This is a genomic window from Phenylobacterium sp., from assembly GCF_041691455.1.
Taxonomy (GTDB): domain Bacteria; phylum Pseudomonadota; class Alphaproteobacteria; order Caulobacterales; family Caulobacteraceae; genus Phenylobacterium.
Genome location: NZ_JBEPUO010000048.1, coordinates 1 through 14246, shown reverse-complemented (window position 1 = coordinate 14246; position 14246 = coordinate 1). Strand labels below are relative to the sequence as shown.

The following is a 14246-nucleotide window of genomic DNA, read 5'->3' as shown; positions in this document are numbered from 1 at the left end:
GCCAACGCCGCGGCGATCAAGGCCTTCGTGGTCAACCGGGTCGGCGACTTCGGCTTCGCGCTCGGGATCATGACCGTCTTCTGGTCGCTGGGGACCATCCAGTTCGCCCAGATCTTCCCGCAGGTCGCGGCCCACGCCGGCGCCACCTGGCAGTTCGCCGGCCACGGCTTCCGGCTGATGGACCTCGCCTGCGTGCTCCTGTTCATCGGCGCCATGGGCAAGTCGGCGCAGTTCTTCCTGCACACCTGGCTGCCGGACGCCATGGAGGGCCCGACCCCGGTCTCGGCCCTGATCCACGCCGCCACCATGGTCACCGCCGGCGTCTACATGGTCTGCCTGCTCTCGCCGATGTTCGAGTACGCACCCATGGCCAAGCACGTCGTGGTGGTGATCGGCGCGATGACGGCGCTCTTCGCCGCGACCGTCGGCCTGGTGCAGAACGACATCAAGCGGGTGATCGCCTATTCGACCTGCTCGCAGCTCGGCTACATGTTCATGGCCGCCGGCGTCGGGGCCTATCAGTCCTCAATGTTCCACCTCTTCACCCACGCCTTCTTCAAGGCGCTCCTGTTCCTGGGCGCGGGCTCGGTGATCCACGCCATGGCCCACGAGCAGGACATGCGGCGCTACGGCAATCTGATGAAGTACCTGCCGGTGACCTTCGCGGTCATGACCATCGGCACCATCGCCATCACCGGTCTCGGCATCCCGGGCGTCGAGCTTGGCTTCGCGGGCTTCTATTCCAAGGACTCGATCATCCACGCCTCCTGGGCGGCCGGCGCGGCGGGCGACCCGATGGGCTACTTCGCCTTCGTGATCGGGGTGTTCGTGGCGGGGCTGACGGCCTTCTATTCCTGGCGCCTGGCGTTCTTCACCTTCAACGGCCACGCCCGCTGGACCTCGGAAGACCTGCAGCAGCACTGGCACAACCGCGACCACGACCATGGGCACGACGACCACGCCAGCAACGCCCAGGCCGAGACCCACTCCGAGCCCGATCACGCTGACCACGGCGGCCACGGCCGCGGCCCGGCCCTGCCGCACGAGAGCCCCTGGACCATGCGCCTGCCGCTGGTCCTGCTCTCGATCGGCGCGATCGCCGCGGGCTATGTCTTCGTCGAGAAGTTCATCGGCGCCGAGCAGCATGAGTTCTGGCGCGGCGCGATCTTCACGGCGGCCAACAACCACGTCCTGGCCGAGGGCTCGCCGCCGGCCTGGACCGTCTGGGCGCCGCTGGTGGTCTCGGTCATCGGCCTGCTGGCCGCCTACTACGTCTACATCATGCGCGAAGGCCTCGGCGCGCGCCTCGCCGCCAACCGCGGGCCGGTCTACCTGTTCTTCTACAACAAGTGGTTCTTCGACGAGCTCTACCAGGCGACCTTCGTGCGCGCCGCCAAGTGGCTGGGCGACCTCTTCTGGAAGGGCGGCGACCAGCGGATCATCGACGGCCTCGGCCCCGATGGCCTCTCGGCGGTCTCCTATGAAGTGGGCAAGGGCGCGGGCCGCCTGCAGAGCGGCTTCCTCTACCACTACGCCTTCGTGATGCTGCTGGGCGTCGCGGTGATGCTCACCTTCGCGCTCGTCGCCTGGCAGGCTTAAGGGAGCGCCTGGACATGCCCATCCTCTCCCTGATCACCTACGCTCCGCTGCTGGGCGTCGCCGGCATCCTGGCGCTGCGCCTGTTCGGCAAGGCCGACGACCCGCGCTCGGTCGAGGCGGCCAAGTGGATCGCGCTCCTCACCACGCTGGCGACCCTGGCGCTCTCGGTGCTGCTGGTCGTGCAGTTCAACCCCAACGTCGCCGGCTTCCAGTTCATCGAGGAAGCGCCCTGGTTCGCCGGCCTCAACTACCGGATGGGCGTCGACGGCATCTCCGTCCTCTTCGTGCTCTTGACCGCCTTCCTTATGCCGATCTGCATCGTGGCGTCCTGGAAATCGATCACCACGCGGGTGCTCGAATATATGATCGCGTTCCTGATCCTGGAGGCGCTGGTCATCGGCGTCTTCTGCGCGCTCGACATCGTGCTGTTCTATATCTTCTTCGAGTTCAGCCTTGTGCCGATGTTCCTGATCATCGGCATCTGGGGCGGGGCGCGGCGGGTCTACGCGGCCTATAAGTTCTTCCTCTACACGCTGCTGGGCTCGGTCCTGATGCTGGCCGCCATCCTGGCGATGATCGGCATCAGCCACACGAGCTCGATCCCCGAGCTGATGACCTATCATTTCGCCCCCGGGATCCAGACCTGGCTGTGGCTGGCCTTCTTCGCCTCCTTTGCGGTCAAGATGCCGATGTGGCCGGTCCACACCTGGCTGCCCGACGCCCACGTCGAGGCGCCCACGGCGGGCTCGGTGATCCTGGCCGGCATCCTCCTGAAGCTCGGCGGCTACGGCTTCATGCGCTTCTCGATCCCGATGTTCCCGCAGGCCTCGCACCAGTTCACGCCGCTGATATTCGCCTTGAGCGTGATCGCCGTCGTCTACACCTCGCTGGTCGCCTTTCGGCAGACCGACATGAAGAAGCTGATCGCCTATTCGTCGGTGGCGCACATGGGCTTCGTGACCATGGGCATCTTCTCCGGCAACACGACCGGCGAGCAGGGGGCGCTCTTCCAGATGCTGAGCCACGGGGTGATCTCCGGCGCGCTCTTCCTCAGCGTCGGCGTGGTCTACGACCGCATGCACACCCGCGAGATCGCCTTCTACGGCGGGCTGGTGAACCGGATGCCCTGGTACGCGGCGGTGTTCATGCTCTTCACCATGGGCAACGTCGGCCTGCCGGGGACGAGCGGCTTCATCGGCGAGATCCTGACCATGACCGGGACCTACGGCGTCTCGACCTGGACGGCGATCGTGGCGGCGACCGGGGTGATCCTGTCGGCGGTCTATGCGCTCAACCTCTATCGCGCGGTGATCTTCGGAAACCTCGTCAACACCAAGCTGGCCGGCATCGCCGACCTCCACTGGCGCGAGGTGGCGATCTTCGCGCCGCTGATCGCCGCCACCCTGGTGCTCGGGGTCTATCCGGGCGCCGTGTTCAACCTGACCCAGGCCTCCGTGGACCATCTGGTCTCGGCCTATCAAGCGGCCATCGGGGGCTAGGACCGCATGAGTTTCTCCACCGATATCGGCCTGGCCTACCCTGAGCTGATCCTGGCGGGCGGCGCGCTCGTCCTGCTGGTCGCCGGCGCCTTCGCGCCCAAGGCCTCGAAGCTGGTGGGCTGGGCGGCCGTGCTCGTGCTGGCCGGCGCGGCCTTCGCCGCGGCCACCGGGCCCTTCGGGCGCGGCTTCGCCGGCGGGATGATCTCCGACGCGGCCTCGGCCTTCGCCCAGGTGGCGATCTTCGCCTCCAGCGCCATCGCCATCCCGCTCGGCCAGCGCTGGTTCGAGCGGCGCGGCGTCGACAATTTCGAGTTCCCGGTGCTGATCCTGCTCGCCGCGCTCGGCATGGGGATGATGGTCTCGGCCGGCGACCTGATCTCGCTCTATGTGGGCGTCGAGCTGCATTCGCTGGCGCTCTACATCCTGGCCGCCATGCACCGCGACAACGCCAAGGCCTCGGAGGCCGGCCTGAAGTACTTCGTGCTCGGCGCGCTCTCCTCGGGCTTGCTGCTCTATGGGGCGAGCCTGGTCTACGGCTTCGCCGGCTCGACGGTGTTCACCGACATCGCCGCGGCCGTGCACAGCGGGGCGAACACCGGCGTGCTCTTCGGCCTGGTCTTCCTGATCTGCGGCCTGGCCTTCAAGGTCTCCGCCGCGCCCTTCCACATGTGGACGCCGGATGTCTACGAGGGCGCGCCGACCCCGGTCGTGGCCTTCTTCGCCGCGGCCCCCAAGCTCGCCGCCATGGTGCTCTTCGCCCGCCTGCTGGCCGAGGCCTTCGGCGGCGCCATCGTCCAGTGGCAGCAGGTGCTGGTGGTCCTGGGCCTGATCTCCGTCGCGGTCGGCGCCTTCGCCGGCCTGGTGCAGAAGAACCTCAAGCGGCTCTGGGCCTATTCCTCCATCGCCAACGTCGGCTACGCGATCATCGGGCTCTCGGCCGGCAACGCCGAGGGCGTGCAGTCGATGCTGGTGTTCATGGTGCTCTACATGATCGACGTGACCGGCTTCTTCGCCTGCCTCGCGGCGCTCTCGCGCCAGGGCAAGTCGATGGAGACCATGGACGACATGGCGGGGCTCTTCAAAGAGCAGCCGGGCATCGCGCTCGCCATGACCGCGTTTTCGCTCTCCGCCCTCGGCCTGCCGCCGTTCTCCGGCTTCTGGGCCAAGGTGTTCGTGTTCAAGGCGGCGCTGGGCGCGGGCCTGCCGGTTGCCGCCATCCTGGGCCTGGTGGGCTCCGTGGTCGCGGCCTTCTACTACCTGCGGCTGATCAAGGTGATGTGGTTCGATGCGCCGCTCGGCGCCACCGACGCTCCGCCGATCGAAGCTCGGGTCATCGCCGTGTCGCTGGCGCTGTTCTCCTTCCCGGTCGTGCTGGGCGCGCTGATCTGGATCTATCCGGCCGCCGGCCGCGCGGCGCACGCCTTCGGCCTGGCCTGACTTGGCCGATCATCCCCCGATCGAGGCCTACGAAGAGCTGGATTCCACCAACGCCGAAGCCCGCCGCCGCGCCGAGGCCGGGGAGGGCGGCCCCGTCTGGATCGCCGCCGGGCGGCAGACCGCCGGCCGCGGGCGCCGCGGGCGAACCTGGTCGACCGAGACCGGCAACCTCGCGGCGACCCTCCTGACCACCACCGACGCGCCGCCCGCCGAGGCGGCCCAGCTTTCCTTCGTGGCCGCGCTCGCCGCCGCCGACCTGGCCGACACCTGCCTGGGGCCTGCCGCCGCGCGGCTGAAGTGGCCCAACGACGTCCTGGTGTTCGGCAGGAAGGCGGTCGGCATCCTGGTGGAGTCCGGCGCGCGGGCCGACGGGCGGCTGTGGCTCGCCGTCGGGATCGGCGTCAACCTGGCGCACGCCCCGACCGACACCGAGCGGCCCGCGACTTCCTTCGCCGAGCACGTGGCCGGGCCGCCGCCGAAGCCGCTGGACGCTCTTGAGGTCCTGGCCGACCGCTTCGAAAGCTGGCGCAAGCTCTGGGCGACGCAAGGCTTCGCCCCCATCGCCCGGGGCTGGACCGGCCGCGCCCATGGGCTCGGCCAGCGCTGCGAGGCGCGGCTGCCCAACCGCACGCTGTCAGGCGTCGCCGAGGGGATGGATCCGGACGGCGCGCTGCGCCTGCGGCTGGACGACGGCGCGCTGGAGCGCATAACGGCGGGCGACGTCTTCTTCGGAGGGTCTTGAGGCATGCTGCTGGCCATCGAACAGGGCAACACCAACACGCTCTTCGCCGTGCACGACGGCGAGAAGTGGATCGCCCAGTGGCGCGCGGCCACCCACGCCAGCCGCACCGCCGACGAATATGCCGTCTGGCTGTCCCAGCTCCTGGGCATGGCGGGCCTGCAGCTCGGGGTGTTCACCGGCTGCATCGTCTCCAGCGTCGTGCCCCAGTCGATCTTCAATCTCCGGAACCTCGCCCGCCGCTACCTGCACGTCGAGCCGCTGGTGATCGGCGAGAACGTCGACCTCGGCATCGAGGTCCGCATCGAGAAGCCGTCCGAAGCCGGCGCCGACCGGCTGGTCAACGCGATCGGGGCGCACATCGTCTACCCCGGCGACCTGATCATCATCGACTCAGGCACCGCGACCACCTTCGACGTGATCGCCGGCGACGGGGGCATGGAGGGCTGCGCCATCGCGCCGGGGATCAACCTCTCCATGGAAGCGTTGCACCAGGCGGCGGCCAAGCTGCCGCGGGTGGCGATCCAGCGGCCGCGCGGCAACACCGCCATCGGCAAGGACACCGTGGCCGCCATGCAGTCCGGGGTCTATTGGGGCTATATCGCGCTGATCGAAGGGCTTTGCGCCCGCATCAAGGCCGAGTGGGGCAAGCCCATGACGGTCATCGGAACCGGCGGCGTCGCCTCGCTCTTCCACGGCGCGACCTCGGCCATCGATCACTTCGACCCGGACCTGACGATCCGGGGCATGCTCGAGATCTACCGCCGGAACACGGCGAAGGCATAGATGGCTAAATCCTCCAAAGACGACGAGCTCGTTTTCCTGCCGCTCGGCGGGTCGAACGAGATCGGCATGAACTTCAACCTCTACGGCTTCGGGCCGCCGCATGCGCGCAAGTGGGTGATCGTCGACGTCGGCATCACCTTCGGCGACCAGACCACGCCGGGCGTCGAGGTCATCCTGCCCGACCCCAGCTACATCGAGGCCTATGCCGACGACATCCTGGGCATCGTGGTCACCCACGCCCACGAGGACCATGTGGGCGCGGTGGCCTGGCTCTGGCCGCGCCTGCGGGCGCCGGTCTATGCGACCCCGTTCACCGCCTTCATCCTGCGCGAGAAGCTGCGGGAAAAGGACCTGCTGGACGAGGTGCCGATCACCATCGTGCCGCTGGGCGGGACCATCGAGCTCGGGCCGTTCAGCATGGAGCTGATCACGCTCACCCACTCGATCCCCGAGCCCAACGGTCTGGCCATCCGCACCCCGCTCGGCACCATCCTGCACACCGGCGACTGGAAGATCGATCCGGACCCGCTGCTGGGCGCCGTCACCGACCAGGACGCCATCAAACGCCTCGGCGACGAGGGCGTGCTGGCCATGGTCTGCGACTCCACCAACGTCTTCGTCGACGGCCATGCCGGTTCGGAGGCCGATGTGCGCGCCGCCTTGACCCCGCTGATCGCCGGGCTCAAGGGCCAGGTCGCGGTCGCCTGTTTCGCCTCCAACGTCGCGCGGATGGACAGCGTCTGCCGCGCCGCCGAGGCCGCGGGCCGCCGGGTCTGCCTGGCCGGCCGCTCGATGCACCGCATGTCTGCCGCGGCCAAGACGGTCGGGCTGATGGAAGGCCTGCAGCCGTTCCTCGACGACAGCGAGGCGAAGAAGTTCCCGCGCGACAAGGTGCTCTACCTCTGCACCGGCAGTCAGGGCGAGGGCAGGGCGGCGCTCTCGCGGATCGCCGACGGCACCCATCCTCACGTCAACCTGGGCGCGGGGGACGCCTGCGTCTTCTCCTCCCGCGTGATCCCCGGGAACGAGATCCCGATCCGCAACCTGCAGGACAAGCTCGCCGACCGCGGCGTGCGACTCTACACCGAGCGCGACCACCCGGGCATCCACGTTTCCGGCCACCCCTGCCGCGACGAGCTGGCCGAGATGTACCGCTGGGCCCGGCCGGAGATCGCGGTGCCGACCCACGGCGAGCGGCGCCACCTCTTGGAACACGCCGCCTTCGCCCGCGACCTGCAGGTCCCCCAGCAGGTGACCCCGCGCAACGGCGACATGGTCCGCCTCGCGCCGGGCCGCGCGGAGATCATCGACGAGGTCCCGGCCGGCCGCCTCTACGTCGATGGCGGCATGGTCACCACCGAGAACGGCGACGCATTGCGCGAGCGCCGGCATGCGGCCTCCAACGGCGTCGTGGCGGTCTCCGTCGTGCTCGACGGCAAGAACAAGATCGTCTCCGGCCCGCAGGTCCGCGCGCTCGGCCTGCCGTCGGAGCCCGACTATCCGCTGGAGGACATCCTCGACGACCTGGCCGACGAGGCGGAGCAGGCGCTGGGCCGGTTGAGAGGCGAGGACCGCGAGCTCGACGAGACGGTGGAGGCCGCCATGTCGCGGGCGGTGAAGAAGGCCAGCCAGCGCATCTGGGGCCGCCGGCCGGTCGTGGAAACCACGGTCCTGCGGCTCTAGGCCGTCCGCAGGCCGAGCGCGTCGATCTCCGCCATCTGCGCCGGCTCCAGGTCGCCCATGGCCTCGGCGGCGACGCATTGCGCGAGCTCGGCGCGGTTCTTCACGCCTAACACCACGGTGTCGATGTTCGGCATGCTGAGCGCGTAGCGGTGCGCCACCAGCGCCGGATCTTCGCCCCAGCGGGCGCAGAGGGCCCGGAAGGGCGCGGCTCGGTCGTAGTCGGTCCGGTCGGGGCTGTTGGGCGAGAGCTCGCGGTCGATGGCGGCGGTGAGCGCGCCGGCCTGCACCGCGCGGATGCCCATCACGCCCAGCCCATGGGCCTTGGCCGCAGCGGCGATCTCCCGCGGCCGGGCCGGCTCTGCGTAGCGCTTCAGGGCGCCGGGACTGTCCATCAGGTTGGCGATGGCCTGCACGGCGTCGGGACGGGGCGTATGCTCGATCGCCGCCAGCACCGCGGTCGGCACGCCGATGCCGGTGACGCCCCAGCCGCCGATCCGGCCCTGCGCCTTCAGCCGTTCGAAGGCCGGCGCGGCGGCCTCCATATAGGTCGACCAGGCGGTGGAGAACGCTGCCTTGTTGGCGTCGCCGTGCGCATAGGCGAAGCCGTCGGCGTGAAGGTTGGAGTGCAGGAAGAAGAGGTCGATCCGCTCGAGCCGCATGGCCGCGAGGCTGGCCTCGAGGGAGGCGGTGAGCCGCGCCGCGACTTCGCCCACCGGCGGCGTCCCCAGTTGGTGCTTGGTGGTGACCTTCACCCCGGCCGGCAGGCGGCCCGCGAAGGTCTCGCCGATAAAGGCCTCGCAGTTGCGGTACATCGGGGCTGCGTCCAGCACCGTGATCCCGGCGTCGAGGGCCGCGCGCAGCGTCGCCGTCGCCTCGTCGTGCGAGGTGTCGCCCCAGATCTGCCCGATCCCGCCGCCGCCCAGCGTCAGCCGGCTGACCTCGCCCAGACTTCCGAGGGTCGCGGTGCGCATGAAGGGTCCTCCCGTTTCGCCGAAGCTAGCACGCGGGAGGCCGCATTGAGATTATCGTTTGACAGAAACTAATTGATGCAAGACGCTGCGCCCACGCTCCAGTGAGATCCCCATGGCCTCCGTCATCGATCTGGCCCCGCCGCGCCCGGCCCCGACCCCGAGTTTCCGCAAGATCCGCGCCGCGAGCCGGGCGTTCGAATTGCTGTTCGCCGGCCTGTTCCTGGCCTTCATCGGGCTGGCGATCTTCAGCCTCTGGGTGCTGTTCTTCTACAAGGGGACGATGATCGCCATCGGACCACGCGGCGGCATCCTCACCACCGCCCCGCTGCCGCCGGACTTCGTACCGTTCTACACGTGGCGGTTTGATCAACGACTGGTCTATGCGGTGGACGTGATCCTCCGCGCCGCACCGACGATCTACCTCTTCTGGTGCCTGCGCTCGCTCTTCCGGCTCTACGGCCGAGGGGAGGTGTTCACCGGCCGCACGGCCCGCCTGATCCAGGCCATGGGCGTCTGCCTGGTGGTCGACGCGGCCTTGCCCTTCCTCTGCCACGTGGCGCTGAGCGCCACCGGCTACGAGATCGACAAGATGTGGGCCCACATGGCCGCGGTGCAGGAGCTGGTGCTGGGGGCCGTGGTCTTCGTCATCGCCCTGGTCATGCAGGCCGGCCGCGAGATCGAGGAAGACCGCGAGGGGTTCATCTGATGCCGATCGTGATCCGCCTCGACGTGATGATGGCCCGGCGCAAGGTGCGCTCCAATGTGCTGGCCCGCGCCATCGGCATCACCGAGGCCAACCTCAGCCTGCTCAAGTCCGGCAAGGTGAAGGGTCTGCGGTTCTCCACCCTGGGGGCCATCTGCCGCGTCCTCGACTGCCAGCCGGGCGACCTCCTGGAATTCATACCGGACGAGACCTCCGAAACGCTCGGCGTCGAGGCGCTGCGAAAAGCCGGCTGACGATCCACTCACCGTAACCCAACCAAGGAGACGACCGATGATCGGGCGAATGACGGCGCTTGCCTGCACCCTGGCGCTGATGGCCGGCGCGGCGCGAGCCGAGATGGTCGATGTCGATGGCGGCCAGATCTACTACGAGACCTGCGGCAAGGGCCCCCAGGCCGTGGTCCTGATCCACGACGGGGTGATCAACTCCGCGAGCTTCGACGACATGTGGCCGATCCTCTGCAAGGAGTTCCGCGTCGTCCGCTACGACCGCCGCGGCTACGGCAAGTCGCCCGCGGCCAAGGCGCCCTATTCGCCGCAGGATGACCTGGCTGCGGTGATGGCGGCGGCGAAGATGGACCACGCGAGCCTGGTGGGCTTTTCCTTCGGCGGTGGGCTGGCGGTGAGCTATGCGGTCCAGCATCCGGAGCAGGTCGACCGGCTGGTGCTTTCCGGCACGGTGCTGAACGGCTTCCAGCCGACCAGGAACTTCGGCGAGCATATCACCCGGATCATGATGCCGATGATCGTCGGCAATATGGATGGCGTCGTCGCCAACGCCGAGAAATCCGGCTGGGTGATGGCGCCGGGTCACCCGGCGGCGAAGGCCAGGGCGCTGGCGATCCTGAAAGCCAGTCCCCAGGACCTGCGGCATCAGATGCGGGACCCGATCAAGGGCTGGCCGTCCGACCTGCCGCGTCTTCCTGGCCTGCAAGTCCCCACCTTGATCCTGATCGGCGACCACGACATCGCCGACAATCAGGCGACCAGCGGCGCGGCCCAGGCGCTGATCCCGGGCTCCCGGCGCATCGTCATCGACGACGCCGGCCACCTGATGCAGCTCGAGCATCCGACGGAGGTCGCCGAGCTGATCGCCGACTTCGTGAAGAAGGGCCGGTAGTCACCGGCGCTTGCCGAACCCGGCGCGGGCGGCTTTCATGGACCGGAGGCGAGATGCGGGACAGCCGCGCCGCCGAGGTCAGGGGAGCCGCCAGTGTCCGCCTACCGGGGTGTGCGCATCGCCGACTTCAGCCAGGGCGTCTCCGGCCCGATGGCGGCGATGTTCCTCGGCGACTTCGAGGCCGAGGTGGTCAAGATCGAGCCGCCCGCCGGAGACCGGCTGAAGGATCATCCCGGCTACCAGGCCTGGAACCGCAACAAGCAGGTCCTGACCCTCGACCTGGAGACGCCGCAGGGCCTGGCCGCCGCGCGGGAGCTGATCGCCGGCGCCGACGTGGCCCTGTTCAGCGATCCGCCAGGGCGATTGGAGGACCTCGGCCTGGACGCCACGACGCTGATCGGCCTGCATCCCCAATTGATCCACGCCTGGATGCCGCCCTATGGCGTGCGGGGATCCTGGAGCCGGATCCCGCCGCACCACAGCCTGCTGAGCGCGCTCTGCGGCGTCGCCTTCCGCCAGGGTTGCTACGCCGACCAGCCGGTGCATCTGGTCCTGCCGGCGCTCTGGTACGGCCAGGGCGTGCTGGGGGCCTCGGCGATCGGCGCGGCGCTCCTGGAGCGCGGCCGCAGCGGCCAGGGCCAGGCAGTCGTGGTCAGCGGCCTGAACGGCCTCTCGGAGGTCTCGGGGCCGGTCCGCGTGTTGGGCGCGCCGCCGCTGCCGCGCGGCCAGCCGCTCGGCGCCTCTCCCAGCTATCGGCTCTATCAGTGCGGCGACGACCAGTGGTTCTTCCTGGGCGCGCTCTTCGCCAACTTCTACCTGAAGGTCTTCGAGGCCGTCGGCATCGCCGAGCGCTGGGAGGAGCTGGCGCTCGATCCGTTGCTGGCGCGCGACACCCTGGTCGCCATCTTCGCCACCCGGCCGCGCACCGAATGGCTGCAGGTCCTGCAGGACAACGGCGTGCCCTGCGCCCCGGTGGGCCCTCGCGAGGACTGGTTCGCCGGCGAGCCGGTCACCGAGGCGGGCCTCAGGCAGGTCTTCCAACATCCGAGCCTGGGCGAGGTGGCCATCCCCGCGCCGCCGGCCCGCCTGTGCGAGACCCCGGCCTCGATCCGCGGCCTCGCCCGGCCGATCGCCACGCCGCCCGTCTGGCCGCCGCGCCCGCCGCCGGCCGGAAGCGGGGAGGGCGAACGCTCCGCGCCTCTGGACGGCGTCAGGGTCCTCGACCTCGGCACGGTGATCGCCGGGGCCCATGCCGGCGGGGTCCTGGCCAACCTCGGCGCCGACGTGGTCAAGATCGAGCCGGTGGAGGGCGATCCGTTCCGCAGCGATGGCGGTGGCTTCTGCGCCTACAACCGCGGCAAGCGGGGCCTGGGGCTCGATCTCAAGCAGCCGGCGGCGAAGGAACTCTTCTACGACCTGGTCCGCCAGGCCGACGTGGTGCTCGACAACTATCGGCTGGGCGTCCGCAAGCGCCTGGCGATCGACTATGAAACGCTGAAGGCGATCAACCCGCGGATCATCTCCTGCTCGATCAACGCCTATGGCGACCAGGGCGCGCGGGCCGCGCTGCCGGGCTTCGATCCGCTGCTGCAGGCCGAGGGCGGCATGCAGGCAGCGCAAGGCGGCGATGACGAGCCGATCCTGCACACCATCCCGGTCAACGACGTGGCCACCTCGGCCGTCGTCTCCTGCGCGGTGATCGCCGCGCTGAACGCCCGGATGCGCACCGGCGAGGGCCAGGAGATCATCACCAGCCTGATGGCCCAGAGCCTCACCTTCCAGCTCGCCGAGGTGGTGGCCTACGAGGGCCGGCCGCCCAACGACCTCGGCGGCCGCGACTGCCTGGGACCCCGCGCCCTGCACCGGTTCTACGAATGCGCCGACGGCTGGCTGGCGCTGGTCTGCGAGCGGCCCGACGAGGCCGAGGCCTTGGGCCGGGTGCTGGGCGTTTCGATCGGCGCCGAGGCCCTGACCGCGCCCCGCGACGGCGCTCTGGCCGCCGCCATCGCCGGCGTGCTCGCGGCCCGCGGGCGCGACGAAGCGGTCGAGGCCCTGCTCGCGGAGGGGGTCCCGGCCGCGCCCGCCTTGCGCGCCGCCGAGGCCCTGGAAAGCGACTGGCTCTGGGAGAATCGCACGCTCGAGCGCTGGACCCATCCGCGGCTCGGCGACATCGTCAGCGTCCGCAGCTACGCCGACTTCTCGCGCACGCCCGCGGGCTTTTTGCATCCGACGCCCGACCTCGGCGAGCATTCCACGGCGCTGCTCACCGAACTGGGCGTCGCGCCCGGGCGCATCGCGGCCCTGCTCGCCTCCGGCGCCGTTTTCGAGCCGGCCCACGTCGCCCCGCATCTCGCCAAGTCGGCCCGCACCGGCAACGACAACGCCGCGCTGTCGGTGCAGTAAGGTCGCACGCTCTCGCGCCGCGCGGCGAGGCGGCGTATAGGCCTCGGATGATCGGCAAATTGAACCACGTGGGCGTCGCCACGCCCTCCATCGAAGCCTCGGTGAAGATGTACCGCGAGATGCTGGGGGCGACGGACTTCGTCGAGCGCTTCGCGCTTCCGGAGCAGGGCGTCTGGGTCTGTTTCGTCAACCTGCCGAACAGCCAGATCGAGCTGATCGAGCCCTACGGCGACAGCTCGCCGATCAGGGCCTTCCTCGAGAAGAACCCCAAGGGCGGCCAGCACCACGTCTGTTTCGAGGTCCCGGACATCCTGGCCGCGCGCGACGATATGCGGGCCAAGGGCGCGACCGTGCTCGGGACCGGCGAGCCGCGCATCGGCGCCCACGGCGTGCCGGTGATCTTCGTCCACCCCAAGGACATGGGCGGCGTCCTCGTCGAGCTCATGGAAACCCCCAAAGGAGCCCACTGATGGGCGGTCCCTTCACGCTCGCCGCGATCTACCTGACCATCTGGTGGACGGTGCTCTTCGCCATCCTGCCGCTGGGCACCCAGACCCGCGCGGAAGCCGGCCTGCCGAACGACGGCTCAGATCCCGGCGCGCCGGTCGATCCCAAGCTCAAGAAGAAGTTCATCACCACCACCTGGGTCTCGGCGATCGTCTTCGCGATCCTTTGGCTGGTGATCCATTTCAAGCTGGTCGACCTGTCCTACCTGCCCTGGAGCCGCTGAACGCGTTGCCAAGGCCGCCGGGCGAAGGCTATCAGAACCGTCCGCCCGCGGATTCCTAGGAAAGCTTCAAGACCATGCGCCTGTCGCGCTACTTCATGCCCACGTTGCGCGACGCGCCCGCCGACGCCCAGATCGTCTCCCACCAGCTCATGCTGCGCGCCGGCATGGTCCGCCAGGAGGCGGCCGGCATCTACGCCTGGCTGCCGCTCGGCCTGCGGGTGCTGAAGAAGATCGAGCAGGTGGTGCGCGAGGAGATGGATCGCGCCGGCGCCATCGAGGTCTTGCTGCCCACCCTGCAGCTCGCCGACCTGTGGCGCGAAAGCGGCCGCTACGACGACTACGGCGACGAGATGCTGCGCATCAAGGACCGCCACGACCGCGACCTGCTCTACGGGCCCACGGCGGAAGAGGTGATCACCGAAATCTTCCGCGCCTATGTGAAATCCTACAAGGACTTGCCGAAGAATCTTTACAACATCCAGTGGAAGTTCCGCGACGAGCGCCGGCCCCGGTTCGGGGTGATGCGCGGCCGCGAATTCCTGATGAAGGACGCCTA

The 14246-nt window shown here is 69.3% G+C and carries 14 protein-coding genes; 13 read left to right on the top strand and 1 reads right to left on the bottom strand.

The annotated features are described in order from the left end of the window. The 6 genes from nuoL to ACESMY_RS22680 all read left to right on the top strand — a co-directional run. A partial coding sequence (gene nuoL / locus ACESMY_RS22705; RefSeq protein WP_372786923.1) for an NADH-quinone oxidoreductase subunit L occupies window positions 1-1599 on the top strand: 1599 nt, incomplete at its 5' end. Between the two features lie 14 nt (window positions 1600-1613). Then, window positions 1614-3098 (top strand): NADH-quinone oxidoreductase subunit M, encoded by a 1485-nt coding sequence (locus ACESMY_RS22700; RefSeq protein WP_372786922.1) that lies wholly within the window; start codon window positions 1614-1616, stop codon window positions 3096-3098. Window positions 3099-3104: 6 nt separating this feature from the next. Further along, the gene (nuoN, locus tag ACESMY_RS22695; RefSeq protein WP_372786921.1) at window positions 3105-4535 is read left to right on the top strand and encodes an NADH-quinone oxidoreductase subunit NuoN; all 1431 of its coding nucleotides are present in this window, start codon (window positions 3105-3107) and stop codon (window positions 4533-4535) included. Window position 4536: 1 nt separating this feature from the next. Further along, a complete protein-coding gene (locus ACESMY_RS22690; protein ID WP_372786920.1) occupies window positions 4537-5277 on the top strand; it encodes a biotin--[acetyl-CoA-carboxylase] ligase in 741 nt (246 codons plus the stop codon). Between the two features lie 3 nt (window positions 5278-5280). Beyond that, complete coding sequence (locus ACESMY_RS22685) at window positions 5281-6060, top strand: type III pantothenate kinase (RefSeq protein WP_372786919.1); 780 nt, start codon at window positions 5281-5283, stop codon at window positions 6058-6060. After that, entirely contained in the window at window positions 6061-7743 is a 1683-nt protein-coding gene (locus tag ACESMY_RS22680) for a ribonuclease J (protein ID WP_372786918.1), read from the top strand. Here ACESMY_RS22680 and ACESMY_RS22675 read toward each other — a convergent pair. Continuing rightward, complete coding sequence (locus ACESMY_RS22675; RefSeq protein ID WP_372786917.1) at window positions 7740-8714, bottom strand: aldo/keto reductase; 975 nt, start codon at window positions 8712-8714, stop codon at window positions 7740-7742. The two genes, ACESMY_RS22680 and ACESMY_RS22675, sit on opposite strands and share 4 nt — an antisense overlap. Window positions 8715-8826: 112 nt before the next feature. On the opposite strand from ACESMY_RS22675, the gene ACESMY_RS22670 reads away from it, so the two are divergent. From ACESMY_RS22670 to ACESMY_RS22640, 7 genes are all read left to right on the top strand, one after another. Then, window positions 8827-9420: a DUF2975 domain-containing protein gene (locus tag ACESMY_RS22670; RefSeq protein WP_372786916.1), complete on the top strand. Its 594-nt coding sequence runs from the start codon at window positions 8827-8829 to the stop codon at window positions 9418-9420. After that, the gene (locus ACESMY_RS22665; RefSeq protein WP_372786914.1) at window positions 9420-9671 is read left to right on the top strand and encodes a helix-turn-helix domain-containing protein; all 252 of its coding nucleotides are present in this window, start codon (window positions 9420-9422) and stop codon (window positions 9669-9671) included. Before ACESMY_RS22670 ends, ACESMY_RS22665 begins: the two co-directional genes overlap by 1 nt. 37 nt (window positions 9672-9708) lie before the next feature. Continuing rightward, the gene (locus tag ACESMY_RS22660) at window positions 9709-10557 is read left to right on the top strand and encodes an alpha/beta fold hydrolase (protein ID WP_372786913.1); all 849 of its coding nucleotides are present in this window, start codon (window positions 9709-9711) and stop codon (window positions 10555-10557) included. A 93-nt stretch (window positions 10558-10650) separates the two neighbouring features. Then, a complete protein-coding gene (locus ACESMY_RS22655; protein WP_372786912.1) occupies window positions 10651-12960 on the top strand; it encodes a CoA transferase in 2310 nt (769 codons plus the stop codon). 47 nt (window positions 12961-13007) lie between these two features. Next, on the top strand, window positions 13008-13430 hold the full coding sequence (gene mce, locus ACESMY_RS22650; protein ID WP_372786911.1) for a methylmalonyl-CoA epimerase: 423 nt from the start codon (window positions 13008-13010) through the stop codon (window positions 13428-13430). After that, window positions 13430-13690 (top strand): DUF1467 family protein, encoded by a 261-nt coding sequence (locus tag ACESMY_RS22645; RefSeq protein WP_372786910.1) that lies wholly within the window; start codon window positions 13430-13432, stop codon window positions 13688-13690. The genes mce and ACESMY_RS22645 overlap by 1 nt, the downstream gene beginning before the upstream one ends. Before the next feature lie 74 nt (window positions 13691-13764). Further along, window positions 13765-14246, top strand: a 482-nt coding sequence (locus ACESMY_RS22640; RefSeq protein WP_372786909.1) for an aminoacyl--tRNA ligase-related protein, incomplete at its 3' end; no start/stop codon positions are given.